Origin of the sequence: Cryobacterium cheniae, from assembly GCF_004403395.1 — a bacterium.
GTDB lineage: Bacteria > Actinomycetota > Actinomycetes > Actinomycetales > Microbacteriaceae > Cryobacterium > Cryobacterium cheniae.
On the sequence record NZ_SOGN01000052.1, the window covers coordinates 1 to 24,714 of the forward strand.

Below are 24,714 nucleotides of genomic sequence, written 5' to 3' on the forward strand. Positions count from 1 at the left end.
CGGCGGGCCCGTCTGCGCCGGCGGGCCCGCCCGCACCAGCCGCGCCGGCACCCACCAGCGCCCCGTTCTCGGCGACGACGCGGCCGCCGACGATCACCCGGCGTACGTCGGCGGCCGTCGCGGTGAGCGGCAGCTGCTCCGGCAGTGATCCGGCCGTTCGGATGCTGTCGCCCGCCAGCTCCACCAGGTCGCAGAGGTCACCGGGGGCGAGGCGCTGCCGGCCGAGCCCGAGCGCGGCGTAGCCGTTGTCCGAGCCGGCCGCGAGCAGTTCGGCGGGCGTGAACCGGCCGCGGCGGCCCGATGCCAGGCGTTCGCCGGCCTCCAGGCCGCGCATCTCCAGCAGCGGGTCGATGACGGCGTTCTGGTCCGAGCCGAGGGCGATCCGCGCGCCGGCCCGCTGCAGCCGCAGGGCGGGACCGATTCCGTCGCCGAGGTCGGCTTCCGTGGTCGGGCAGATCACGACCGTGGCCCCGGATGCCCCGATCAGCGCCACGTCCTCGTCGGTGAGGTGGGTGGCGTGCACGACGCTCAGCCGCGGAACGAGCGCCCCGAGCCCGGCCAGCAGCTCGGTCGGGGTGCGGCCGTACGCGGCCCGGCAGTCCGCGTTCTCCTGCGGCTGCTCCGACAGGTGGATGTGCAGCGGAACCGTGCCCGGCAGCCCGTCGAGCGCCTCCCGCATCGCGGGCTCGGTCACCGCCCGCACGGAGTGGATCGCGGCACCCAGGGTCACGGGGGCATCCGGGCCGAACGCCGCGCTGCCGAGCGCCGCACGCAGCGAGTGCCACCGGGCCAGCCAGGCGGCCGCCGACCCGTCGCCGAAGGCGCGCTGCGCGGGGGCGAGCGGCACCCCGATCCCGCCGTCCAGATAGAGCGTGTCGAGCAGTACCAGACGGATGCCCACCTCCCGCGCCGCGGCCGCCAGTGCCAGCTCCATGGCGTGCTCGGTGGCGTGGCGGGAGCCGTCCGGCCGGTGGTGCAGGTAATGGAACTCGCCGACCGCGGTGAAACCGGAGACCAGCATCTCGGCGAACACCGCGCGCGCCAGCAGAAAGTAGCGCTCGGGGTCGAGACCGGCGGCCACCTCGTACATGGTCTCGCGCCACTGCCAGAAGTCGCCGCCGGCACCGTGGGTGCGGCCCCGCAGCGCCCGGTGGAAGGCGTGCGAGTGCGCGTTGGCGAGCCCCGGCAGCACGGTGCCGAGGCGCACGTCGCCGGGCCGCGGCGTCGTGCGCGCGGTGACGGCCTCGAGGCGCCCGTCCGCGCCGACCTCGAGGCGCACGCCGGACCGGGCAACCCCGTCCGCCAGCACCCGTTCACACCAGAAGGTGGCAACCGGTCGTCGAGCCTGTCGAGATCCGCTCCCGCTGCCACCCCCGCCCGCGCGCCCGCTCACAGCAGGCTCCGCAGCAGGGTCTCCAGGGCGTCGATCCCGGCCACGCAGTCCGCCACCTCGGCGAATTCTTCGGGGGAGTGCGAGACACCGGTGGGGTTCCGAACGAAGAGCATGGCGCTCGGCACGCTCGCCGCGAGCACGCCGGCGTCGTGGCCGGCGCCGGTCGGCAGCGCCGGAACGAGGGCGGCGCCGCCGTCGGTACCGTCGGTACCGTCGGCGGCGGCACCGCCGAGCGCCGCCCGGAACCGCCCCACGAGATCGGGGTCGAACGTCACCGTGCCGGTCCAGGATTCCTCGGTGACGGCCACGGAACATCCGTTCACCGTCACGGCCTCGCTCACGGCCGCCCCGATCGCGGTCACCAGGGCGCGGGTGTCGGCGTCGGTGTGCGCGCGGGCGTCGAGCCAGGCGTGCACGGATGACGCGATCACGTTGGTTCCGCCGGGCACCACCTCGAGGCGGCCGACCGTGGCGCGCGCGCCGGGGTGGTTCAGGGCTTCATCCTGCACGGCGACGATCGCGCGGGCGGCGGCCACGACCGGGTCGCGGCGGCCGGGCATCGGGGTGGCGCCGGCGTGGTTGCCCTGCCCTGTCACGGTGAGGCGCCAGCGCCCGTGCGCGAGGATCGACGACGCCACGGCCACCGGTCGGCCGAGGTCGACCAGGCCGCGGCCCTGCTCCACGTGCAGTTCGAGGAAGAGGCCGATCCGGGCGAGGGCGTCCCGGTCGGCGCCGAGGTGGGCGGGGTCGAGCCCGGCGCGGCGGGCGGCCTCCGCCAGGGTGATGCCGTCGGCGTCGACGAGCGCGCGGGCCCGGTCGGCGTCGATGCCGCCGGTCAGCAGTCGGGAGCCCAGGCAGGCGATCCCGAACCGGGAGCCCTCCTCCTCGGCGAAGACGAGCACCGCCAGGGGGCGGGACGGCGTGAACCCGGATGCCTTCAGCCGCGCCACGGCCTCGAGCGCGCTGACCACGCCGAGGGGTCCGTCGTAGGCGCCGCCGCCGGGAACGGAATCCAGGTGGCTGCCCGTGACCACGGCATCCGGTCCCGGCTCTCCCCACCAGGCCCAGAGGTTGCCGTTGCGGTCGGTCTCGACGAGGAGCCCGGTGCGTTCGGCGCGCTCCACGAACCAGGCCCGCAGTTCGAGGTCGGCCCCCTGCCAGAGGTGGCGGGAGTAACCGCCGCGGCGGGAATCCCGGCCGGTGCCCGCGATCTCGGCGAGCCCGGCGAGCGTGCCGTGGGCGAGTTCGCTCATTCGCGCGCCCCGCTCACTCGCGCGCCCCGCTCACTCGCGCGCCCCGCTCACTCGTGCACCCCGCTCACTCGTGCACCCCGCTCACTCCGACTCCCACATCGGCACGCGCAGGCCGCGCTCGCGGGCGACCTCCGCGGCCCGCTCATACCCGGCGTCTACGTGCCGCATCACGCCGGTTCCGGGGTCGTTGGTAAGCACCCGGGCGATCTTCTCGGCGGCCAGCGGGGTGCCGTCGGCCACGATCACCTGGCCGGCGTGGATGCTGCGGCCGATCCCGACACCACCCCCGTGGTGGATCGACACCCAGGTGGCGCCGGACGCGGTGTTCAGCAGCGCGTTCAGCAGCGGCCAGTCGGCGATCGCATCCGACCCGTCCAGCATGTCCTCGGTCTCCCGGTACGGCGACGCGACCGAGCCGGAGTCGAGGTGGTCGCGGCCGATGACGATGGGCGCGCTGAGCTCGCCCGACGCCACCATCTCGTTGAATTTCAGGCCGGCCCGGTGCCGTTCCTGGTAGCCGAGCCAGCAGATCCGGGCCGGCAGACCCTCGAAGTGCACGGTGTCCTGCGCCTTCGTGATCCAGCGGCGCAGGTGCTCGTCGCCGGGAAACAGCTCCACGATCGCCTTGTCGGTGGCCGCGATGTCGGCCGGGTCACCGGAGAGCGCCACCCAGCGGAACGGCCCCTTGCCCTCGGCGAAGAGCGGGCGGATGTACGCGGGCACGAACCCGGGGAAGTCGAACGCCCGCGCGCAGCCGCCGAGCTCCGCCTCCGCCCGGATCGAGTTGCCGTAGTCGAAGACCTCGGCGCCGGCATCCTGAAAGCCCACCATCGCGGTGACCTGCTTCGCCATGGAGGCCCGCGCCCGCTCGGTGAACTCCTCGGGCTTCGCGGCCGCGTAGGCGTGCCAGTCCGCCAGGGTGACGCCCTCCGGCAGGTAGGCCAGAGGGTCGTGGGCGCTGGTCTGGTCGGTGACGATATCGATCGGAATCCGGCGTTCCAGCAACTCGGCGAACACGGTCGCCGCGTTGCCGACCACACCCACCGAGAGAGCGCGCTTCTCGTTCTTCGCCGCGAGCACCCGGGCGACGGCGTCGTCGAGGGTGGGTGCCAACTCGTCGAGGTAGCCGTGCTCGGCGCGGCGCAGCAGCCGGGACTCGTCGACGTCGACGATCAGCACGGCGCCGTCGTTCATGGTGACGGCCAGCGGTTGCGCGCCGCCCATCCCGCCGGCCCCGCCGGTGAGGGTGAGCGTGCCGGCCAGGGTGCCGCCGAACCTTTTCGCGGCCACTGCGGCGAAGGTCTCATACGTTCCCTGCAGGATGCCCTGGGTGCCGATGTAAATCCACGAACCGGCCGTCATCTGGCCGTACATGGTGAGGCCGAGGGCCTCCAGGCGCCGGAACTCCGGCCAGGTGGCCCAGTCGCCGACCAGGTTGGAGTTGGCGATCAGCACCCGCGGCGCCCACTCGTGGGTGCGGAACACGCCGACCGGCTTGCCCGACTGCACCAGCAGCGTCTCGTCTTTCTCCAGCGTGGTCAGGGTGCGCACGATGGCGTCGTAGGCCTCCCAGTTTCGGGCGGCCTTGCCCGTGCCGCCGTAGACCACGAGACTCTCCGGGTGCTCGGCCACCTCGGGGTCGAGGTTGTTCATCAGCATCCGTAGCGGGCCCTCGGTCTGCCAGCTCTTCGCGGTCAACGTGCTGCCGCGGGCGGCGCGCACGGGGCGGGATTCGGACATCACTGTCTCCTTGGGGGTCAGACGTTCGGGGTGCTCGGGTGGGTCAAGGTGCTCGGGTGATCCCGGGTCGGTCCATTCGGGGGGAGAGCGGGTGTGGTGCGGCCGAGCCCGGCGGACACCTGCCCGGCGGCGCGGGCCAGCAACGGTCCGTAGCGACGGATGTCGGCGGGCGCCACCCGGTAGCTCGGAATGACCAGGCTCAGGGCGGCGACCGTTCTCGCCTCGGAGCGGATCGGCGCGGCCAGGGCCGTGACATCCGTTTCGACGCCGCGTTCGACGACCACGTAGCCGGTTTCAGGGGTGTGCCCGGTGAGCACCTGCCCGGCCGCCGAGCGTTCGAGTGGAACGGTGCGACCGACCCAACTCGCGTGCCGCACCGAGTGGGTGCCCTCGACGATGGCGATGTAGAGCCCGGTGGCGTCGTGGCCCCGGATGCTGAGGTAGACGGATTCACCGGTTTCGGCGACGAGCCGTTCCATGGCCGGGCGGGAGAGGGTGACCAGCGACTCGCTGCTGAGCGACTGCGCGCCGAGCTGGATGATGCGGCTGCCCGGCAGGTAGGCGCCGTCGTCGGTCTTCCGCACGAAGCCGCGCGTCTCGAGCGTGCGCAACAGGCGCAGGGCGGTGCTCGGTGCGAGGTCGACGGCGCGGGAGCTCTCGGAGAGCGTGAGCCCGTCGGCGTCGCAGATCACGGCGAGCAGGTCGAGGGCGCGTTCCACGGTGCGGGTGGACGACTCGGCCATCGGTGCGCTCCTGGTGCTGGTGCTGGTGCTGGTGCTGGTGCCGGTGCTGGTGCCCGTGTCACCCAGTAAAACTCAACTGCCACTGAATGGCAAGGTTTGGCCTGAAGATTCTCCACGCCTCGTTTTTCGTCGGTGAACCGACAGCTTTGAGGGGTCTCGCGGCTGCCACACCCCTCAAAGCTGTCGGTTCACGGCCGGCGCCGGGGGTGCGCGCGGGATAATCAGGGATGACTACTGCGCTGCTGTCGCGGGGCGCCGCCCGGGCGGGTGCCGACGGATGCCGCCGGCGGGTGCCGACGGATGCCTCGGGCGGCGCCCTCTACGCGCCCACCCGCGCTCCACGCGGCTGCCCGGTCCGCCGAGCCGTGAGAAACGCCCGTTCGCCACGCCAAAAGAGGGGCGATACTCACGGTTCGGCGGGCACTCTCGAGGTCCTCAGCTGCCGAACTGCACGCCGCGCTGCACCAGGAACGGCCGCGCGTCGATGGCGGTGCCGTCGACCCGCACCTCGAAGTGCAGGTGGCAGCCGGTGGAGGACCCGGTGCTGCCGACGCTCGCGATGACCTGCCCGGCAATCACGGTTTCGCCCGCGCTCACGACGGTCTGTCCCTCGGCCAGATGTGCGTAGCCGGTGGTGATGCCGTTGCCGTGGTCGATGAGGATCCAGTTGCCGTAGGTGCCCAGAGGTGCTGCCGTCGCCACGACCCCTGCGCTCGCCGCATAGACGGCCGCCCCGCACGCGGCGCCGATGTCGGTGCCGCGGTGGAAGTCGCTCACGTCGGGCAGGGGGCGATCGGGTCGGGGGCCGAAGCCATCCGTCAGGGAACCGACCGCCGGAGCAGCCCACCCGTGGCCGCTGAGTTGGCCCTGAAGCCGGCCGCCGAAATCGTCGGTGCCGGCCGCGGGCACTGGGGCGGGCAGCGGGTCGGGCAGCGGTGTCAGGGAGAGGGTGACCGGCGTCGACGCGGCGAGATCGGCCACCTCGGCAGCGGCCGCATCGAGCTCCTGCTGGGCGTCTTCCATGGCGATGCGGGTGTCGGTGAGAGGGATGGCCTCGATCGTGGCCCGCAGTGCGGCGTCCTGATCCTGCAGGGTTTTCTCGCGCCTGGTGTCGGCGTCGACGCGGGCCTCCACCTCGTCGAGGCTGTTCGTGAGCCGGTTCAGGGTCTCGAGCGTGGCGAGCCGGGCGAGTAGGTCATTGCCATCGCTATCGCCAGCGAGCAGCACGTCTACGGCTTCAGGCCCCGACTGTTGCAGGGTCGCACGCACGAGCGTGGCCAGCGTCCGGCGGGATGCGTCGGCCGTGGCCGTGGCGGCGGCGCCGAGTTCGCGCACGAGGTCGGCCTGCACGCCGGTAGCGTCGTAGTCGGCCTTGGCGCCGGCGTAGGTCAGTTTCGTGACGTCGTAGGTCGCCTGGGCGCGGCCCTGCCGCGTCAGCGCGGCGGCGTAGGCAGCTTTGTGCTGAGCTTGGGCCCGCTCGGCGAAGGCCTGTTCGGCTGAACGAAGGCGCGCCGCGGCAGCCCTGGCCTCGGCAGCCCTCGCCTGGACAGCCTGTGCGGCGGTGGCGGGCGCCGCGGCGGCAAGAGCAGAGCTCGGAGCTGGTCCTGCAGTCGTGGGAGGGACCGCGGGTGCGGGTGCGGGTGCGGGTGCGGATGCGGGTGTGGGTGCGGTCGGGGTCGCAGTCGGCGGAGCCGGGGTTGGAAGTGGTGTCGGTGCCACTGTTGGGTCGGGGGTCGGGGCCGGCGTGGGCGTCGGTGTCGTCTCTGGAACGGGTGTCGTCTCCGGAACGGGTGTCGTCTCTGGAACGGGGGTCGCATCCGGGGTGGGGGTGGGAGCGGTGGTCGGCTCCGGGGTCGGTGCAGGTGCCGGCGGCTCAGTGCTTGGCGGCTCAGTGCTTGGCGGCTCAGCGCTCGGCGGCTCGGTGGTGGGTGGCGCGGGGCTGGGAGTGGCAGTCGGGGTAGGGGGTGTGCCGGGAGTCGGTGCGGAATACAGGGTGCCCACCGATGTCTTCCGAATCGTGACAGGCGGCACCGTGTCGGCGTGGGCCGGCGAAGGGAGGCCGACGAACGCCAGTGAGACCAGCACGATCGATGCCACGGGTAGGGCCAGACCTCGCCATCGTGGCGCAGAAAAGGGACGGTTGGTTCGATGAGCTTTCGGGGTGCAGTTCATGAGCCTACGCAATCCATTTTCGAGGGATGGACGGGCAGTTCGCACGGTTGTCGGGAGTCATCATGCCATGGGGTCCGGGGGCATACAAGCGTGCGCGGAGCTCCCCGATCCAGGAGGCCGCGATCATGTCAGACCCCGAACCGGGCGCGGCGAAGGAAGGAATCCAGCACGATCCCGGCCTCCCTCAGAACGTCGGGAGCCGCGGGCTCCACATGCAGGAAGGCTGGTCCATTCGGCGAGCGGACGGCGCGCTGACATTGATCGTGCAGCAGGAAAAGCGCCGAGAGCACGTCGGAGAACTCATCATCCGCGGTCGCCTGCAGCAGTCTGGCCTGGGCTGCCCGGAGGGCCGTTCCAGGTGCGCATCCCAGTTCGAGATCGAGGGCACGACGGAACGTTTCAAACGCCTGGAGCCCTTCCGCGTGCCGGCCGGCGTGTTCCAGCCCCAAAATCAAGGCTGTCCAGGCATGTTCGTTCAGCGGATCCCCGACCAGCGCCTGATTCGCCCAGTCCACGGATTCCTCGGTCAAGAGCAGCGCGGTTGCCGTCTCGGCAGCCAGAATCCGGGCAGCGGTGACCCGGGCCGCGTGCAGGGTGCGCTCCTCGGCCGCCCAGGCCGGGACCAGCTCGTCTCCGAGCAGAGGCAGGGCCGCCAACGCCAGTGCCTCGCGCAGCAGCGGCAGTGCTTCGGAGGCGGAGGACTGCTGGGCGTGGCGGAAGAGGGCGTCGAATCGGTCCAGGTCGAGGTCGACGAGGCTTTTCTCCATCACGTAGCCACCGTTGACGGTCTGCAGCGGACCGGTTCGGCCGGCTCCGGGCTGAAGATGGCGACGCAGCACGCAAACGTAACTCTCCAGGGTGGGCTGGGCTTCGGCAGGCGGATGTCCTTCCCAGAGGAGTTCGATCAGTCGCTCCTTGGAAATAGGCGTACCCAGATGGAGCAGGAGTAACTCCAGAATCTGCCTGGGCTTGGGCCCGCCCAGATGATGGGCGCCCAGAACGGCGCCCATCCTGTCCACCCGGAGGGTACCGAGCATGCGAATTTCGAGTGCGGGTGAGGCAGCGGCTCGTTGCTGGACGGTTGGCCCGGGTGAGCCCTGGGTGATTTCCATGACGGCCTCCAATGACAGATTCCATAGTCATCAGCCGGCCGGTGTCCCGTAAGCCGCAGATGGGGGAGGCGCGATTCCCCAAAATGGGGGGTTGGCCGAAACGGCGGGATCCGGCGCCCCGCACGAACCCGCTTGCGCCAGGAAAACTCAAGATTTCCACAAGGTCACCGTCACACCCTTGCATCCTCGAATCCCTATCAAGAGGCAGGTGTGTCATGAAAGTTCCCCAGGGCCAGAACGGAGCCGGCAGAGACCCGTCGGCAGGGACCAACGCTCGCCGCCGACCGGTGAACCACGCGCCCGGCACGGCCGCAGTGCGCGCCTTCAGCAGGCCGATGCGCATCCTGGCGGCAGGCATCGCTACGGTGCTCTATGCCGGGCTGGGCCTGACTTCTGCGACACTGAGTGCCACCGCAGCGCCGGTTGGTCAGGGCTTCAACGTCGACGCCCGCGACCTCAGCTTCATTCTCAAGCAGATCAAAATCGCCGAGCGGCACGCCGCAACGTCGACGGCCGCGAACCCGTGCGGGACTCTGCTGGGCAACGGGCCCGATCAAATTCCCGGCGCCGGTCAAGGCGTCGAACTTCCTTGGGGCCTGCGCAGCGTCGACGGTTCCTGCAACAACCTCCTGGCCGGCCAGGAGTATTTCGGCACAGCCGGCAAGGCGTTCCCGCTCCTGGCGGACCCGGTCTTCAAACCCGCCGAATCCGGCGATCCGGACGGCCCCGGCCCAGCCCCCAGCGGGAGCAGCACTTACGCTCAGAGCAGCGGAATAGTCTTCGACAGCCAGCCGCGCGTGATCAGCAACCTCATCGTCGACCAGACGGCGAACAACCCGGCAGCCGTGGAAGCCGCCGGTGAGACCCCGACGCTGACTCCGTCCGGAGCTTTCCTGATCCCCAACGTGGCGCCCGACGTCGGGTTGTCTGCGCCATACAACTCCTGGTTCACCCTGTTCGGCCAGTTCTTCGACCACGGTCTCGACCTGACCAGCAAGGGCGGTCGAGGCAGCGTCTTCATGCCGCTCAAGTCGGACGACCCGCTGTTCAACGACGGTGCGGACAACATCGCCGGCAACGCCGACGATGGACCCAACTTCATGGTGCTCACCCGCGCGACCACCGACGGTTCCGGAAATATCATCAACCAGACGTCCTCGTTCGTCGACCAGAGCCAGACCTACACCTCCCACCCATCGCACCAGGTTTTCCTGCGCAAGTACGAGGACGATGCCACCGGCAAGCCTCAGGCAACCGGCGACCTGATCACCGGGCCGGGCGGCGGCATGGCCAACTGGACCGCCCTCAAGGCGCAGGCCCTGAACGAGCTGGGCATCGCCCTGACCGATGCGGACGTTTTGAGCGTTCCTCTTATGGCCACCGACACCTACGGCAAGTTCACCCGGAAGGACCCCAACGTCGGCGGCAAAGGCTTCCCTCAAATGGTCAAGACCGGCAACGTCCTCGCCGAGGGCGACCCGCTTGCGCCGATCACCACGGAGAATGCCGTGCCGACGGGCGTCGCCTTCCTGGACGACATCGCGCACTTCGCCGTTCCGGTCGGTGACCCCGACGGGCCGGGACCGTTGCCGCGGGGGCCACTTTCCCCCGATGCAGATGCGGGAACAACGAACGACAATAACCCGGCGACGTACGACGACGAGATGCTCGGCGCCCACTTCATCGCCGGCGACGGTCGAGTCAATGAGAATATTGGGTTGATCTCGGTGCACCACGTGTTCCACTCGGAGCACAACCGCCTGCTGAACGAGACCGACACCGACCCACTGACCAACGACCCGAGCGACATTAAGACCGTCATTCGGGACTACGCGGCACTGAACCCCGCCCCCGCCAACCCGATGTTCACGCTCGCGGACTGGCAGCGTGCCGACGGAGAATGGGACGGTGAGCGCCTGTTCCAGGCCGCGCGGTTCGTGACCGAAATGGAGTACCAGCACCTGGCCTTTGAGGAGTTCACTCGCAAGGTCCAGCCCATGGTCAACCTGTTCGGTGAGGGAGGAACCGGCTACAACACCAGCATCAACCCGTCGGTCCGCGGCGAATTCGCCAATGCGGTCTACCGCTTCGGACACTCGATGCTGACCGAGTCTGTAGACCGGGTCACCGCGACCGGCGCTCGCACGGATATTCCCCTGCTGGACGCCTTTTTGAACCCGCCATCCTTCAGAACCGGTACGCAGACGGCCGATCAAGCGGCGGGTGACGTCGTCCGCGGCATGACTCGGCAGGTCGGCAACGAGATTGACGAGTTTGTGACCGAGGCGGTGCGGAACGAGCTGCTGGGGCTGCCGCTGGATCTTCCGGCACTGAATATTGCCCGAGCGCGTGACACCGGTACTCCGAGCCTGAACGCGGCTCGACGGTTGTTCTACGCGTCTACGAACAACTCCGCCCTGACGCCCTACGAGAGTTGGGTTGATTTCAACTTCAACCTCAAGCACAAGTCTTCGCTGCTCAACTTCGTTGCGGCCTACGGCACGCACGATCTGATCACGGCCCAGACGACCCTGGCCGGCAAGCGGAACGCGGCGGTCGCGCTGGTGTACGGCGCAGCCGGCCTCGATGGCGTACTTCTTGATATCCCGGAAACGGCTGGAAACGAGGCAGCCGACAACCCCTCCGGGACCATCCCGATAGATCGCGAGGACTTCCTCAACAGCATCGGGGCCTACGCCAGTGGTGCCAACGGCGTGACCACCACGGGCGTTGACGATATCGACCTCTGGATGGGCGGTTTGGCCGAGAAGCAGGCGGTCTTCGGTGGTCTCCTCGGGTCGACCTTCAACCACGTATTCGAGCAGCAGATGGAGGACTTGCAGAACGGCGACCGGTTCTACTACCTGTCCCGAACCGTGAGCCTCAACATGCTGACCCAGCTCGAGGGCAACTCGTTCTCCGAGCTGATCCAACGCAACACGGACGTGAGCGGCCTGCCGGCCGACTCGTTCTCCCGGCCTGACCTCGTCTTCGACGTCGGTGCGCTCGGGACCAGTGGTCCGATCCTCGATGACCCCGCCACGGACTACAACGAGGCAACCCTGCTCATCAGGATGCCGAACGGGACCATCCGTTACGGCGGGCCGGCGCACGTCGTCTTCAACGGCACCGCGGACAACAACCGCGTCTGGTCCAGCGAAGGTGACGACACCGTTCGAGGGAACGATGGCAATGACTGGATGCAGGGTGGTGACGGCAACGACAACCTTATCGGCGGTCTCGGTGACGACACTCTCCTGGACTCGGCCGGTGACGACACCCTCAAGGGCGGCGACGGAAACGACGTGCTGTCCTCTGGTCAGGGCTTCGGCGGTGACCTCAACCAGGGTGGCCGTGGTGACGACTTCATCGTCGGCGGCAATGACATCACCGAGACGTTCGCCGGGCACGGAGATGACTTCGTCTTCGCCGGCGATGCGGATGACACCGTGTTCGGGGACGAAGGCAACGACTGGCTCGAAGCCGGTCGCGGCAACTTCAACCTGCTCCAGGGTGACAACGGCGCACCATTCCAGGACGACGCAACCGGCGGCCACGATGTGCTGATCGGCTACGGCGGTGAGCAAGACTACGACGCCGAAGGTGGCGACGACGTCATGCTGGCCGGTCCGGGCATCCAACGCAACGAAGGCATGCTCGGCTTCGACTGGGTCACCCACAAGGCGGACCCGACGGCGGCAGACTCCGACATGCAAGTCACCGGTCTGCTCCCCCCGACCGTGGAGACCAACCGCGACCGGTTCGACCTCGTCGAGACCCTGTCCGGCTGGGACAAGAACGACGTCCTGCGTGGCGACTCGCGTGACGCGGCTGCGATGGTCGGCCACGAGCTCAATGCGGCCGGTATCGCACGGGTCAAGGATATTGCACTACTGCTCCCTGCTGGTGCGACGTCCTTCACCGGCGGCAACATCATCATGGGCGGTGTCGGCAGCGACCTGATCGAGGGGCGCGGAGGCGACGACATCATCGACGGTGACGCCTACCTGAACGTGCGCATCAGCGTGCGGGACGCGGCCGACAGCGTTCAGCTCGAGACCGTCGACACCATGGCGGGCGTCCAGGCACGTGTCCTCGCGGGCACGATCAAGCCGGGGCAGCTCCGTATCGTCCGGGAGATCCTCACCCCGGCGAACGGGTCGGCCGTCGACATCGCGCAGTTCTCCGATGTCGCGGCGAACTACACGGTCACCACCACCCCGCTCGGCGCCGCTCTGGGCTCGCCCGGATCAACAACAACGGTCGTGCACAACGGCGCCGGCGTTGACGGAACCGACACCCTGCGCAACATCGAGCGTCTACAGTTCTCCGACAGTGCGGTCCCCGGCGTTCCCGTCATCGGCACCGCGGTCGCCGGCAACGAAGAGGCCACGGTGAGCTGGACCACATCCGCCGGCGGCGTTCCCACCGGCTTCCTGGTGCGGCTGCTCAACGCGGCCGACGCCCCGGTCGGTACCGACCGGGTCGTTGTGGCCGGCCAGACCAGCCTGACCGTGACCGGTCTGACCAACGGCTCCAGCTACACCTTCCAGGTGGCGGCGACCAACGAATGGGGCACGAGCGCATTCTCGGCTCCGTCCAACGCTGTGACGCCTCTCGTGCCGGCGGCCGTAGCCGGAGCACCCACCATCGGAACCCCGACAGCGGGCGTCGCCTCGGCAACCGTCAACTGGACCGCCCCTGCCGCCGACGGCGGATCGGCGATCACCGGATACTCGGTGCGGGTGTTCTCCGGAACCACACTGGTTCGTACCCAGGCGGTCACCGGAAACGTCGGGACGGTCGCGGTGACCGGTCTCACCAACGGAACGGCGTACACGTTCGACGTGGCGGCCGTGAACGCGGTGGGAACCAGTGCCTTCTCGGACCGTTCCGTGGCGGTGACGCCTCGAAGCGAGTTCGTCGCTCCCACCATCACCTCGATGGATCCTGCACCGGGAGCCACCGGGGTGGCGCGGACCCGGGACGTGGTCGTGAAGTTCAGTGAGGCCATCACCGGCGTCTCGGCCACGACGGTGCAGATCACCCGGGTCTCGGACGGCTCGGTGGTCGCCGGCGCGATCACGCTGACGAACCGAAACCGAGTTCTGACGATCAATCCGACCGCCACGCTGCTCGCCAACACCTCGTACCGCGTCACCATCACCGGTGGCACGGGCGACGTGCGGGACCTGGCCGGCAACCCGCTCGCCACCCGCACCTGGGTGTTCACCACCCGCTAGGCACCAACCCCTCAACTGGCCGGCGACGCATCCACTGGCCGCCGGCCGGTTGTCCCACTCCCATTTCCATTCGCCCCTCAGGCCCTACCCGTAGGGAGAGATCATGACCACTCGCAGAGAAGTACTTCAGCTGGGAGCCTTCGGCGCTCTCGGAATCGTTGGCGCGCGAGGCGGCGACGACGATCCGTCTGCACCGACCGAACCCCTCCAGACCACCAGCCTGCTGGCTCCGCAGAACATGCCCGTTCCCTACGCGGGCGTCTTTGCCCGCCCGCCGGAGCTGCTGCCCTATGAGTCAGGTTTCGATGACGGGGACCCGGCACGGCCCTATGAACGCTTCGCGCTCACCCAGAAGCTCGGTCAGGCGCAACTCGTGCCTGGACTGTTGACGACGATCGCCGGCTACAACGGGATCTTTCCCGGCCCGACTATCCGTGTTCGCCAGGGCACCCGCACCGAGGTGCGCATCCGTAACGCCCTCCCGCAAGCGGGCCTCATTCATCCTGATGCTTTCCGGACGGTCACGCACCTGCACGGCTCGGCGTCGCTGCCGCAGTACGACGGGTACGCCAATGACTTCACCGCGCCCGGCAACGTCAAGAATTATCACTACCCGAACTGGCAGACCGCGCGCACGCTCTGGTACCACGACCATAATCACCACGTCACTGCCCAAAACGTGTATTCGGGGCTGGTCGGTTTCTACCCGCTGTCCGATCGGTTCGAGCGGGCCCAGCTGCCGCAGGACGAGTACGACGTGCCGCTGATGGTCTCGGATGCCATGTTCAAGGCCGACGGGTCCCTGGGCTACAACGACAACGACCACAAGGGACTCTGGGGTGATGTCATCCTGGTCAACGGGGTGCCGTGGCCGACCATGAAGGTGAAGCCGCGACTGTACCGGTTCCGGGTGCTCGTCGCATCCATTTCTCGTTCCTATCGGCTGTCCCTGTCGACGGGCGACCCGATCTATGTGGTCGGCACGGATGCCGGGATGGTGCCGGTCGTGCAGACTGTGCAGTCCTGGCGGCAGGGCACGGCCGAACGGTACGAGGTGCTGATCGACTTCCGCAAGTACCGCACCGGACAGCTGATCGAACTGCGCAACCTGAGCAACAAGAACAACGTCGACTTCACCAACACCAACAAGGTCATGCGGTTCGAGGTCGTGGCCGATTCCGGGCCGGCCTCGATGAACGCCATTCCCGCCAGGCTGGACGACGGCGGCGCACCGAACCTGTCCCGCGGCGGCATCGCCACAATGAGCCTGACACCGGCCATGGTGAAGGCGAAGCGGCGGCTCACTGTGGAACGCAGCGGCGGGGAGTGGACGATCAACGGCGTGACCTGGTTTGACGTCGAAGCGTCGGGTTTCTCGAAGCTGTTCGGTAACCCGCAGCCGTACGACGTCGAGGAGTGGACCCTGATCAATTCCTCCGGCGGTTGGTTTCACCCCCTGCACGTGCACCTGGTCGACGCGAAAATCATCGGACGCAACACGAATCGCGGGAAACCCTTCGTGTGGGAGAACGGCCCCAAGGACGTCGTCTACCTGGGCGAGAACGAGTCAGCGACGGTGCTGATGCAATTCGACACCGGACCAAATGCGGGAGGGCGGTACATGATCCACTGCCACAACCTCGTGCACGAGGACCACGACATGATGGTGCAGTTCGCGGTCGGCGACTGGCGGGTCAACGATCCGATGTCATCGGACCCGCCCGTGCCGGACACCACACCGCTCGGTTCCTTCCCGCCGGTATATCGGCCCGGCTTTCCGGCGGGAACCTGACATGATGCCGGTTTTGAGGCCGGTCGCGGTCGTGCTGCTGGTCATCGGGTTGACCGGCTGCACGGCTATCGCCCAACCAGGCCTCAAATCGAAGCCGCCGGCCAGCGCTACGGTGCTGGCCGGCGAGCCGGGAGCGGACCTGGGAAACGGGCGCCCCGCGGTGACCTTTGACGGGCTGATGGTGCGTCGCCGGGTAGTGGTCGCCATCCAGCCTCGGACGACGGCCGATCTGGTTTCGCTCCGTGGGCAGTTGGAGCAGGCGGCGGGACGCCTCCGGCTGTCCCTGACTGATGTCTCGCCCACTGTGCTCGACGCCGACGTGCTGGAATCACTGGTGCCTGAGCTGATCGTTGCCCTCCCGGAGGGCGGCACGGTCGATGACGCCGGACGACTGATCGATCTGACCCCGTCGTTCGGCGGCGTGGACGTCGTCGAATTCCAGATCGGACCGGTGCTGGTTCACGACCTCCGATTCGCGGTGCGCGCCGGTGAGCCGCAGGCGCTTCGGGAATCGATCGATCGGGAGGGGATCCTCACGGATGCCCTCGGCGTCTATGACACCAGCGTGGAAAACGGTGAACTGCGTATCGACTACACCGGCCCACTGCTCAGCGACGACCTGATCCAGTCGATTCGGGTCGGGATCGCCCGCCCGGCCCGCGCCGGGGCGGATGAGGTTTCGGTCTCCCCGCGATCGACCGAAGGTGTCGGGGTGCAGATGGAAACGGAGCCGGCACCCGGCGACGCGCCGACATCGACGCCCCACGGCCACGGCGCCGGCTAGGAGCGATCGATGGCAGCGACAATGGATGTTCCGTCACCGTCACGGGACGAGATCTCCAGCGTGCCGCCGGTCGCCAGGACGGTGTCCCGGATGATCCGCAGGCCGACATGCCAGTCTGGTGGCTCGGCCTCCGGATCGAAACCGCGGCCATCGTCTCGGATGGACAGCCGGATGCGGTCGCCATCCTGCATCAAGGCGAGTTCGAGACTGTGTGCCCCGGCGTGCTTCAGTACGTTGGAGAGCGCTTCCCGGGCTATCCGGTACAGGATGGACGATCGATCTCGGTCGAGGTCCAGGTGCTCCGGAAGGTTGAGCCGCACCTCGACCCCCTGCTCCGTCAGCGGATCGGCAAGGCGCCGCAGCGCCTCGATCAGGCCCAGCCGATCCAGGTCGGGCGGGTACAGTTCGCCGGTCATCGCCCGCAGGGTGCCCACGTTCCGCTGCAGGATCAGGCGGGCCTTGGCGATCAGCGAACGCTGTGCGCCGGAGTCGAGCTTGTCCTCTGCTTCCAGCGCATAGGAGAGCCCGGCCAGGTCTTGGATGACCTCATCGTGCAGGTAGCGCGCGATCCGCCGGCGTTCCAGATCCGAGGCCCGGATCGAGTCCTGGAGCAGCTGCCGCCTGGACGCCGAGTCCACCTGGATTCTGCGGGCGAGTCGGATCGCGAGCGGCAGCTGCGCCAGTTGCAGCACCATCAGTGACAGCAGAATGGCCGGGGTCATGCTCAGGAGCAGACTGGCCTGTTCGTCGTGCACGGTCTGATCGTCGAAGTAGGCCTCGAACATGACTGGGCGTCCGGCGGCATCCAGAGCCCGGACGTAGATCTCCACCAGCTCGCCCGAATCGGCTTCATAGTCGTTGTCCAGGCCGTTCTGCTGTTGGAGGGCGGCCCGATCGGCCCCGCCGGCCAGCAGAGGGACGCTCCACGGGGGCATGTCGAAGGTGCGCCCGATCAGGGACGGCACGTCGGAATAGAGCACGCGGCCGTCCGCGTTCCACACCTTGACGCGCACGATCGACCCGTCGGCCAGCCAGGGGGCCACCCGACTGTCGAGCAACTTCAGCGCCTCCGGGTCACCGGCAATGACCTCGTCCGTGATCAGCGGTCCCACCGTGTAGTCGGCCAGATGGTGGGTGATCACTGTGGCGTCGGCCAGGGTGTGGCTCTGCGCCTGCGCCCGAATCCAGAACGAGAGGGGAACGGACACGCAGACCACAACGGTCAGGCTGATCAGCAGATAACGGGTGACGGCGGAACGCACCTCGGACTTCTCCGCCGCGGTGGCTCCGTTGGGGTGGCGGAAGTTCCAGGCACGGATCGCCGGCCTAGGCATCCCGGCCCGGCGGTCTAGACACGGTCCCGAACCATCACAAGCCCGAGTCGCGTCGCAGTGACGACCGCCTCGAGCTGGGAATGAACCTTCAGCTTCGCGAGGATGGACTTCACATAGCCGCGGCAGGTGTTCTCGGAGATGCCGAGCGCCAGCGCATTTGCTCTCACGTCGTTGCCCGAGGCCATCAGCTGCAGCACGTCGAGTTCGCGCCGGGTCAGCGACGCGACCACCAGATCATTTTCGTGCAGCCGACGCCGGGCGATGAGCTGCGCCACGAGGGAGGGGTGCACCAGGAAGGTGCCGTTGCGCGCCTGCCGGAGCGTGACCAGCAGGCCGGCGAGAGACCCGTCCTTCGGGAGAAAAGCGCAAACCCCGATGGCGGCGGCCTGCTCGATCGTTTCGGGGGTCGGGTCGCCGGTCAGGATCACGATTCGGGTGGACGGTGCCCGCGCAAGGATGCGCTCAGCGGCGGCGACGCCGCTGCCGTCAGGCAGGTGGTAGTCCATGACGACCAGGTCGGGAGACAGACTCGCGGTCAGCTCGATCGCGCTGCGCGCACTACGGGCCGTGCCGACCGTGCACAGATCCGGTTCCCGGTCGAGGGCGCCGAGCAGGAGTTCGGTGAAAGTGGTGTGGTCGTCGACGATGAGGATGCGGATGCGGATCATGGTTCTCCGATGAGTTCCAAAGCTGACACCTGGGTCTACAGGAGCTCGGGTGCCCCGCATGTGCAGGCGATCAGGAACACATTATGCACGCGAACCGAGACTGCCGTCCAGCCCCATTTTTTTTGGGCGGGGTAGTCGGGAGAGTGATCCTGTGACGTGGCCACGCGCACGCCGCGGGCGGTCGCCCGCGGGGCAGATCAGACCAGCGCCCCGACGACGCCCACCGCGGCATCCCGCACCGCGCCCGTCGCCACGAGGCCCACGATCGCCTCGATCTCGGGGGAGAGGAACCGGTCGTGGCCGGGGCCGTCGGCCACCGTGCGGACGAGCGCGCGCACCGCTCCGGTGGCCGCTCCGGGCGCGAGCGGCGTGCGCAGGTCGAGCGAGCGCGACGCCGTCATCACCTCGATGGCAAGCACCCGGCCGAGGCCGTCGATCGAATGCCGCAGCTTGCGGGCGGCCGCCCACCCCATCGACACGTGGTCCTCCTGCATGGCCGACGAGGGGATCGAGTCGACGGATGCCGGCACCGCCAGCCGCTTCAGCTCGGAGACGATCCCGGCAGCGGTGTACTGGGCGATCATCAGCCCCGAGTCGACGCCGACCTCGTGGGCCAGGAAAGGCGGCAGCCCCTTGTTGCGGGAGGCGTCGAGGTGCCGGTCGGTGCGCCGCTCGCTCATGCTGGCGACATCCGCCGCAATGATGGCGAGGAAGTCGAGGACATAGCCGACCGGGGCGCCGTGGAAGTTGCCGTTGGAGCGCACCCGGCCGTCGAGTGTGACCACGGGGTTGTCCACCGCGCTGGCCAGCTCCCGGCCAGCGATCAGGGCGGCGTGGTGCATGGTGTCGCGGGCGGCGCCGTGCACCTGCGGGGTGCAGCGCAGCGAGTAGGCGTCCTGCACGGTGGGGTCGTCGGGGCCGGCGTGGCTGGCGAGCAGCGGAGAATCGGCCAGCAGCGCGCGCAGATTGGCCGCGCTGACCGCCTGGCCGAGCTGGGGGCGGAGGGCCTGCAGGTCGGCGGCGAAGGCGGCATCCGTGCCGAGGAGGGCCTCGACGCTCATGGCCGCGGCGATGTCGGCGGTCGTGAGCAGGCGGGACAGATCGGCGAGGGCGAGCACGAGCATCCCGAGCATGCCGTCGGTGCCGTTGATCAGGGCGAGCCCCTCCTTCTCGGCCAGCACGACCGGGGTGATGCCGGCCGCGGCCAGGGCGTCGCCGCCGCCCATCAGGGTGCCGGACGCATCCCGCACCCGACCCTCGCCCATCACCGCGAGCGCGCAGTGCGCGAGCGGGGCGAGGTCGCCCGAGCAGCCGAGCGAGCCGTATTCGTGCACGACGGGGGTGATCCCGGCGTTGAGCAGGGCCGCGTAGGTCTCCGCGACGACGGGCCGCACGCCGGTGCGCCCGGTCATCAGGGTCGACAGGCGCAGCAGCATCAGCGCGCGCACGACCTCGCGCTCGACCTCGGGGCCGCTGCCGGCGGCGTGCGAGCGCACCAGGCTCGCCTGCAGCTGGGCCCGGCGGTCGCTCTCGATGAACGTCGTCGCGAGGGCCCCGAAGCCGGTCGAGATGCCGTAGTGCGGGTGCACGTCCTGCGCGAGCCCCTCGATGATGCGACGGGTCGCGGCGACGCCCTCGAGCGCGGTCGCATCGAGCGCGACGGGCGCCTCCTGGCGGGCCACCGCGGTGATGTCGGCGAACTCGAGTGGGCCGGTGCCCACGGTGACGGATACGGTGACGAGGTTCATACATACGATTCGACACCCGGCAGGCCGCACTCAGGACGGGTTTAGACTGGGTGCTGTCCGGGATACCGGACAGTCGGCGGGTGGGTCCGGGTTCGCCGGAATCGGCCCAGGGGACGAGGCGACCGCATGACCCCATCGAAGGTTCCGGCCGCGCACGGGACCCTGCGCATCCTCTCCCATCTGGCCACGCAGCGCGGCCCGGTGCCGGCCTCCCAGATCGCCACGGCCCTCGGCCTGCCGCGCTCGACCGTCTACGACCTGCTCGCGGTGCTCGCCGGCCAGGGCTTCGTGGTGCACCTGCCCGAGGAGCAGCGCTACGGCCTCGGCGTGGCGGCCTTCGAACTGAGCTCGGGCTTCTCCCGGCAGCAGCCCCTCTCGCACCTCGGCCGCCCGCTCGTCGCCGCCCTGGTCGACCGGCTCGGCGAGAGCGCCCACCTCGTCGTGCTGCACGGGCGCGACGTGATCTACCTCGTCGAGGAGCGCGCCCCCCGGCGCCCGTCGCTGGTGACGGATGTCGGCGTGCGCCTCCCGAGCCACCTCACCGCGAGCGGGCGCGCCCTCCTCGCCGCGCTGCCGGCAGCCCAGCTGCGGGCGCTGTACCCCAACGCCGCCGCCTTCGCCACGCGCCGCGGCAGGGGACCAAGCACCACGGCGGAGCTGCGCACCCTGCTCGAGCAGGTGCGCCTCGACGGGTATGCCCTGGAAGACGGCGAGATCACCGAGGGGATGGCATCCGTCGCCGTGGCCGTGCGCGACCACGCGGGCTGGCCGGCCGCGGGCATCGCCGTCACCTTCCCGCGCGAGCGTATTCCCGAGACGGAGTGGCCGGCACTCGCCGCCCAGCTGGGCGGCACCGCTGCCCAGCTTTCCCGGCGCATCCGCGGCACGTAGACCGTCACTGTCAGATTCTGCGGCATCCGTTGCCGGCCTCGGACTACCGCGATCGCGGCGCACCCTCTGGAGGCGGGCGCACGATAGAACGTGCGCCGGCTTCCACAACCTGTGCCGCGAGGCCGCTCCGGTGGCTACTCGCCGAGCGTCGTGTGCAGGAAGGCCGACACCTTCACGCGCATGGCGTCGTCGAGGATGCCGATCGAGTGCAGCGTTCCCGGCACCGTGACGAGTTCATGGGCGATGCCCGCGCGCTCGAGCGCCGCCGCATACCCGGTCGCCTGCGCCAGCGGGATGTACTCGTCGGTCGACGACCCGAGGAACACGGGCGGGTCGCTGCGGTCGAGGCTGCCCGCCGGCGACGCGGCCGTGGCCGGGGCGCAGTCGCGGAGGGTTTGGCAGCCCACGTAGTCGAGCACGATGTTCTGCAGCCCCGCGGGGGCCCGACCGGTGACGAGTGCCGGGTGGCTGAGGTCGAGCGGCGCGGAGAGTTCGGCGACCGCGGCCACCCGGGCGCCTTCGGTCAGCGACCCGGAGCCGCGGGCGCCGAGCAGTGCGGCGAGGTTGCCTCCGGCCGAGCCGCCGAACGCCCCGATCCGGTCGGGGTCGATGCCGTAGGTCTGCGCGTTGACGGGGTCGCGGGCCCACTCCACGGCCAGGGCGACGTCGTCGAGCGCGGCGGGGAACACGGCATCCGGAACGAGCCGGTAGTTCACCGAGTAGGCGACGAATCCCTCGGAGGCGAGCCAGGTGCAGACCGCGCGCCAGTCGTTGTTGCCCTTGTCGCCGCGGGCCCAGCTGCCGCCGTGGATGGAGATGACGGCCGGCCGCGGCGCTTCCGCCGCTTCCGCCGGTGACCCGGTTGCCGCGCCGCCCGACGCGTCCGCCGTTGCTGCCGCGGTTTCGGTGGGGGCAGGGGCGGTCGGGGCCGCTTCCGGTGACGTCAGCCCGTCCGGCGTCACGTCCATCGGCGGCACCGCCTCGAGGGTCGTCTCCACGGCGGGGGTGAGCGCCGGCGAGCACACGTCGAGGGTGAGCACGGCGCCGTCCGACTGGGTGCCGTATTCGACATCCTCGTCGATCGTGATGCCGCCCGGCCGCTCGAAGGTTCGGATGCCGACGATCTCAGTCGTGACGAGCTCACTGAGCTGGTCGCCGGGTTCGTCGGGTGTGACGGAATACGGCTGGGGGCGGAAGCCGCCGAGGAGCGTCGTCGTGGCAACGGTGATGCCGAGCAGGCCGGTAATAGTGAGCAAACGGATGCGATGCCAGCCGAGTCGGGGGTGGCCTGGGCCGATATCCACAGGTGCTCCGGGCTGCGCGGGGATCAGCGCGCCGGCGTCGCGTCCGGGGCCGCCTCGGCCTCGGGTTCCGGCATGATCTGCGGCCGCAGCGCCGCGAGAATGCGGGTGAGGTCCATCGCGACCGTCGCCGCGACCCCCAGCGACGTCACCGGAGAGGAGCTTCGCCGCTGGTCCAGTTCGGTCATCAGGTCCTGCAGGGCGGCATCCGCTTCGGCGAAAGCGGACTGCTCGTCGTCGTCCGGGTCCCAGTCCCTCAGTACCGCGGCCACGGCGTGCAGCGTCCGACTGAGCGCCGGCCGCAATTCGGGCCGCAACTCGAGTTGGACCGGCTGACCCCAGACGGCTGCAGCGAGCATCTCCGTCAGATCGCGCACGTGGAAGGTCACACTCTCGAGGGCCGACAGCTCGTCGTAGTCCGAGCGGAGATCCCGCCGGTGGACGCGGGCTCGCGGGTTGCCCTTGCGGCTGTCGTCGGCGTGGCTCACGGCCGCGCGGACCGCGCGGCCGACCTCCACGAGGGCCTGGCTGCGGGAGGCCCAACCGTCCTGTTCGGGCGGCCAGCTGTCGGTCAGGGCGTCGGCCACCTCCGAGAGCTGGCCGGCCAGGGTGGCGCGAAACCGGGCCAGCTGATGGCCGACGGCTTCGAACGCCAGCGGCGGGAAGAAGACCAGGTTCACGGCGAGGCCGACCAGGATCCCCAGCGTCATCTGCACCAGATACCCGATCGAATAACCGTCCGCATTCGGCCCACCGACGATCAGCACGAACAGGGCCGTCACCGGGATGTACTCCCGGCTTGCCCCGAACCATCCGGTGGCCGCGATCGCGGCGCCGACGCCGACCGCGAGCGAGATGGTGAGCACGTTCGGGTCGCTCAGAACGATGACCGCGCCCGCGAGCAGGATGCCGACGGTGAGGCCGCCCAGGGTCTGCAGGGCGTTCCGCACCGAGCTCATCAGCGTCGGGTACATGCTCACCAGCGCGCCCAGCGGGGCGTAATAGGGGTAGTCGTCCGCCACGCCGGGTAGCAGCGGCGCGATCGACCAGGCGATGGCCACGGCGATGGCGGCCTTGAGGGCCTGCACGATTCTCGGGCTGGTCGCGGTCACTCCCAGCCAGGACGCCGTCTTCCGTGCCTGCTGCACACCCACCTTGGCCGAAGCGCGGGCGGCGGTCCGATCCCGGGTCACTGCGCAGGTCCCGGGAGGGTCTTGGCGAAGCAGACGCTGAACGCCTCGCCCACATACTGACCGAACAGGGGAACCTCCCGGTAGCCGGCGCCCCGATAGAAGGAGAGTGCCGCATGGCTCTCCGGCCCGGTCTCCAGCACGATTTCACGGATGCCGTGGGCCGCCGCATCCGTTTCGATCCCCGCCAGCAGGTGGCCGGCCACGCCGTGCCCCCGGGCGTCCGGGTGCACGAACATGCGCTTCAGCTCCGCAGCGTCGGCCCCGGTCACGGCCCCGCCCACGAGTGCGGCGATTCCCAGGGCCTTGGCCTTCGCGTCCCGCGCGACGTAAACGGCCACGCCCGGCTGCTCGAGCTCGTCGACACCGAGCATGAAATTGCTCTCCGGGGGATAGAGCGACTGTGCGTAGTCGTCGCTCAGGCGGAGCAGCTCGGTGACTTCAGGCTGCCGCGGGGACTCGATGGTGATGGTCGTCGGCATGAGACCAGAGTAAGCGGTGAACCTGCGTGACATTCCGGCACCGATCAGGTAACGTAGGTAAGTCGGCTCTTGACACCGTGTGTTTTTTTGTGTGCGCGGATGGGTTTGTAAGTCAGGATGGGCCGGTTTCCCAGTAATCCGCTGGTGAAAAATCACTGTATGTGAACGGCCCCGGCCATAGACTGCCCGGGTTCTCAGGTTGCGTCGCGTGTGCGGCGTTGTTCTGCCATGTACCCCAATACAACCCAGGAACATTTCCATGCCTAAGAACTTTGATCCCAAGTATTCCGCCAAGGGCGGACCGTCCAAGGGTGGCAGCAAGAGCCCCGGGCACCGCGGCCACAACGCCGCCGAAGGTGCGCCGAAGAAGGCCCGTTGGAACGCCGGAGAGCGTGCCGACCGTGCCGCCGGCCGCCCCGCCGGCAACGACCGTCCGGCCTACGGACAGCGCTCCGAGCGCCCCGCCTATGGCGACCGCCCGAACCGCAACGATCGCCCCTCCACCGGTGGCGCCCCGCGCGGCGACCGTCCCTCGTACAACAGCGACCGTCCCCGCAACGACCGTCCGTCTTACGGCAACGACCGTCCGTCGTACGGCGACCGTGCTCCGCGCACGGACCGTCCGTCGTACAACAACGACCGTCCGCGTACGGATCGTCCCTCCTACAACAGCGACCGTCCGTCCTACGGCGATCGCGCTCCGCGCACGGACCGTCCCGCGTACAACAACGACCGTCCCCGCACGGACCGTCCCGCGTACAACAGCGACCGTCCGTCCTACGGCGACCGCGCTCCGCGCACGGACCGTCCCGCGTACAACAACGACCGTCCCCGCACGGACCGTCCCGCGTACAACAACGACCGTCCG

17 protein-coding genes and 1 pseudogene are annotated in these 24,714 nt (G+C 69.3%); 6 read left to right on the plus strand and 12 right to left on the minus strand.

The genetic code is table 11. From position 1 onward, the window contains the following. The 4 genes from E3T23_RS12860 to E3T23_RS12875 all read right to left on the minus strand — a co-directional run. On the minus strand, positions 1–1,309 hold a 1,309-nt coding region (locus E3T23_RS12860), incomplete at its 3' end, for a formimidoylglutamate deiminase (protein ID WP_241977916.1). Between the two features lie 80 nt (positions 1,310–1,389). Beyond that, entirely contained in the window at positions 1,390–2,646 is a 1,257-nt protein-coding gene (locus tag E3T23_RS12865; protein ID WP_134370827.1) for an allantoate amidohydrolase, read from the minus strand. Positions 2,647–2,727: 81 nt separating this feature from the next. After that, a complete protein-coding gene (gene hutU / locus E3T23_RS12870; protein ID WP_134370828.1) occupies positions 2,728–4,386 on the minus strand; it encodes a urocanate hydratase in 1,659 nt (552 codons plus the stop codon). A gap of 17 nt (positions 4,387–4,403) precedes the next feature. Beyond that, complete coding sequence (locus E3T23_RS12875) at positions 4,404–5,129, minus strand: IclR family transcriptional regulator (RefSeq protein ID WP_134370829.1); 726 nt, start codon at positions 5,127–5,129, stop codon at positions 4,404–4,406. Between E3T23_RS12875 and E3T23_RS15295 the strand changes: the two genes are divergently transcribed. Then, positions 5,113–5,265, plus strand: coding sequence for a hypothetical protein (locus tag E3T23_RS15295; RefSeq protein ID WP_166806291.1), 153 nt, complete (start codon positions 5,113–5,115; stop codon positions 5,263–5,265). The two genes, E3T23_RS12875 and E3T23_RS15295, sit on opposite strands and share 17 nt — an antisense overlap. A gap of 299 nt (positions 5,266–5,564) precedes the next feature. Here E3T23_RS15295 and E3T23_RS12880 read toward each other — a convergent pair whose 3' ends face one another. Both E3T23_RS12880 and E3T23_RS12885 read right to left on the minus strand, forming a co-directional pair. Beyond that, a complete protein-coding gene (locus tag E3T23_RS12880; protein ID WP_174843884.1) occupies positions 5,565–6,848 on the minus strand; it encodes a M23 family metallopeptidase in 1,284 nt (427 codons plus the stop codon). A gap of 581 nt (positions 6,849–7,429) precedes the next feature. Then, positions 7,430–8,338, minus strand: coding sequence for an AfsR/SARP family transcriptional regulator (locus E3T23_RS12885; protein ID WP_241977918.1), 909 nt, complete (start codon positions 8,336–8,338; stop codon positions 7,430–7,432). Between the two features lie 290 nt (positions 8,339–8,628). Between E3T23_RS12885 and E3T23_RS12890 the strand changes: the two genes are divergently transcribed. The 3 genes from E3T23_RS12890 to E3T23_RS12900 all read left to right on the plus strand — a co-directional run bounded on the left by E3T23_RS12890 (position 8,629) and on the right by E3T23_RS12900 (position 16,232). Further along, positions 8,629–13,656: a peroxidase family protein gene (locus tag E3T23_RS12890; RefSeq protein WP_166806292.1), complete on the plus strand. Its 5,028-nt coding sequence runs from the start codon at positions 8,629–8,631 to the stop codon at positions 13,654–13,656. A 103-nt stretch (positions 13,657–13,759) separates the two neighbouring features. Further along, positions 13,760–15,448, plus strand: coding sequence for a multicopper oxidase family protein (locus E3T23_RS12895; protein WP_134370833.1), 1,689 nt, complete (start codon positions 13,760–13,762; stop codon positions 15,446–15,448). A 4-nt stretch (positions 15,449–15,452) separates the two neighbouring features. Continuing rightward, entirely contained in the window at positions 15,453–16,232 is a 780-nt protein-coding gene (locus E3T23_RS12900; protein ID WP_166806293.1) for a hypothetical protein, read from the plus strand. Here the strand turns inward: E3T23_RS12900 and E3T23_RS12905 are convergent. The 3 genes from E3T23_RS12905 to hutH form a co-directional block, all read right to left on the minus strand. Further along, positions 16,229–17,566, minus strand: coding sequence for a sensor histidine kinase (locus tag E3T23_RS12905; RefSeq protein ID WP_134370835.1), 1,338 nt, complete (start codon positions 17,564–17,566; stop codon positions 16,229–16,231). The two genes, E3T23_RS12900 and E3T23_RS12905, sit on opposite strands and share 4 nt — an antisense overlap. A 14-nt stretch (positions 17,567–17,580) precedes the next feature. Then, entirely contained in the window at positions 17,581–18,234 is a 654-nt protein-coding gene (locus tag E3T23_RS12910) for a response regulator (protein WP_134370836.1), read from the minus strand. Positions 18,235–18,431: 197 nt separating this feature from the next. After that, positions 18,432–19,982 (minus strand): histidine ammonia-lyase, encoded by a 1,551-nt coding sequence (gene hutH, locus E3T23_RS12915; RefSeq protein ID WP_134370837.1) that lies wholly within the window; start codon positions 19,980–19,982, stop codon positions 18,432–18,434. Between the two features lie 126 nt (positions 19,983–20,108). On the opposite strand from hutH, the gene E3T23_RS12920 reads away from it, so the two are divergent. Further along, positions 20,109–20,873 carry an IclR family transcriptional regulator gene (locus E3T23_RS12920; RefSeq protein WP_134370838.1) on the plus strand — a complete coding sequence of 255 codons (765 nt, stop codon included), beginning with the start codon at positions 20,109–20,111 and terminating at the stop codon, positions 20,871–20,873. A gap of 134 nt (positions 20,874–21,007) precedes the next feature. Here E3T23_RS12920 and E3T23_RS12925 read toward each other — a convergent pair whose 3' ends face one another. From E3T23_RS12925 to E3T23_RS12935, 3 genes are read right to left on the minus strand one after another with little or no spacing between them, the layout of a single operon-like run. After that, positions 21,008–22,177 carry an alpha/beta hydrolase gene (locus E3T23_RS12925; protein WP_134370839.1) on the minus strand — a complete coding sequence of 390 codons (1,170 nt, stop codon included), beginning with the start codon at positions 22,175–22,177 and terminating at the stop codon, positions 21,008–21,010. A 23-nt stretch (positions 22,178–22,200) separates the two neighbouring features. Beyond that, positions 22,201–23,367: an FUSC family protein gene (locus E3T23_RS12930; protein WP_241977920.1), complete on the minus strand. Its 1,167-nt coding sequence runs from the start codon at positions 23,365–23,367 to the stop codon at positions 22,201–22,203. Beyond that, positions 23,364–23,846, minus strand: a complete 483-nt coding sequence (locus E3T23_RS12935) for a GNAT family N-acetyltransferase (protein WP_134370840.1) — start codon at positions 23,844–23,846, stop codon at positions 23,364–23,366. Before E3T23_RS12935 ends, E3T23_RS12930 begins: the two co-directional genes overlap by 4 nt. Before the next feature lie 259 nt (positions 23,847–24,105). Here E3T23_RS12935 and E3T23_RS12940 point away from each other — a divergent pair. Beyond that, positions 24,106–24,714: pseudogene (locus E3T23_RS12940) on the plus strand (DEAD/DEAH box helicase); the annotation flags it as partial.

Excerpts from the sequence above, each read along its gene's own strand:
- hutH (WP_134370837.1), bottom strand. The coding sequence starts at position 19,982 with ATGAACCTCGTCACCGTATCCGTCACCGTGGGCACCGGCCCACTCGAG.
- E3T23_RS12865 (WP_134370827.1), bottom strand. The coding sequence starts at position 2,646 with ATGAGCGAACTCGCCCACGGCACGCTCGCCGGGCTCGCCGAGATCGCG.
- E3T23_RS12910 (WP_134370836.1), bottom strand. The coding sequence starts at position 18,234 with ATGATCCGCATCCGCATCCTCATCGTCGACGACCACACCACTTTCACC.
- E3T23_RS12905 (WP_134370835.1), bottom strand. The coding sequence starts at position 17,566 with ATGCCTAGGCCGGCGATCCGTGCCTGGAACTTCCGCCACCCCAACGGA.
- E3T23_RS12895 (WP_134370833.1), top strand. The coding sequence starts at position 13,760 with ATGACCACTCGCAGAGAAGTACTTCAGCTGGGAGCCTTCGGCGCTCTC.
- E3T23_RS12890 (WP_166806292.1), top strand. The coding sequence starts at position 8,629 with ATGAAAGTTCCCCAGGGCCAGAACGGAGCCGGCAGAGACCCGTCGGCA.
- E3T23_RS12885 (WP_241977918.1), bottom strand. The coding sequence starts at position 8,338 with ATGCTCGGTACCCTCCGGGTGGACAGGATGGGCGCCGTTCTGGGCGCC.
- E3T23_RS12875 (WP_134370829.1), bottom strand. The coding sequence starts at position 5,129 with ATGGCCGAGTCGTCCACCCGCACCGTGGAACGCGCCCTCGACCTGCTC.
- E3T23_RS12900 (WP_166806293.1), top strand. The coding sequence starts at position 15,453 with ATGCCGGTTTTGAGGCCGGTCGCGGTCGTGCTGCTGGTCATCGGGTTG.
- E3T23_RS12935 (WP_134370840.1), bottom strand. The coding sequence starts at position 23,846 with ATGCCGACGACCATCACCATCGAGTCCCCGCGGCAGCCTGAAGTCACC.
- E3T23_RS12920 (WP_134370838.1), top strand. The coding sequence starts at position 20,109 with ATGACCCCATCGAAGGTTCCGGCCGCGCACGGGACCCTGCGCATCCTC.
- hutU (WP_134370828.1), bottom strand. The coding sequence starts at position 4,386 with ATGTCCGAATCCCGCCCCGTGCGCGCCGCCCGCGGCAGCACGTTGACC.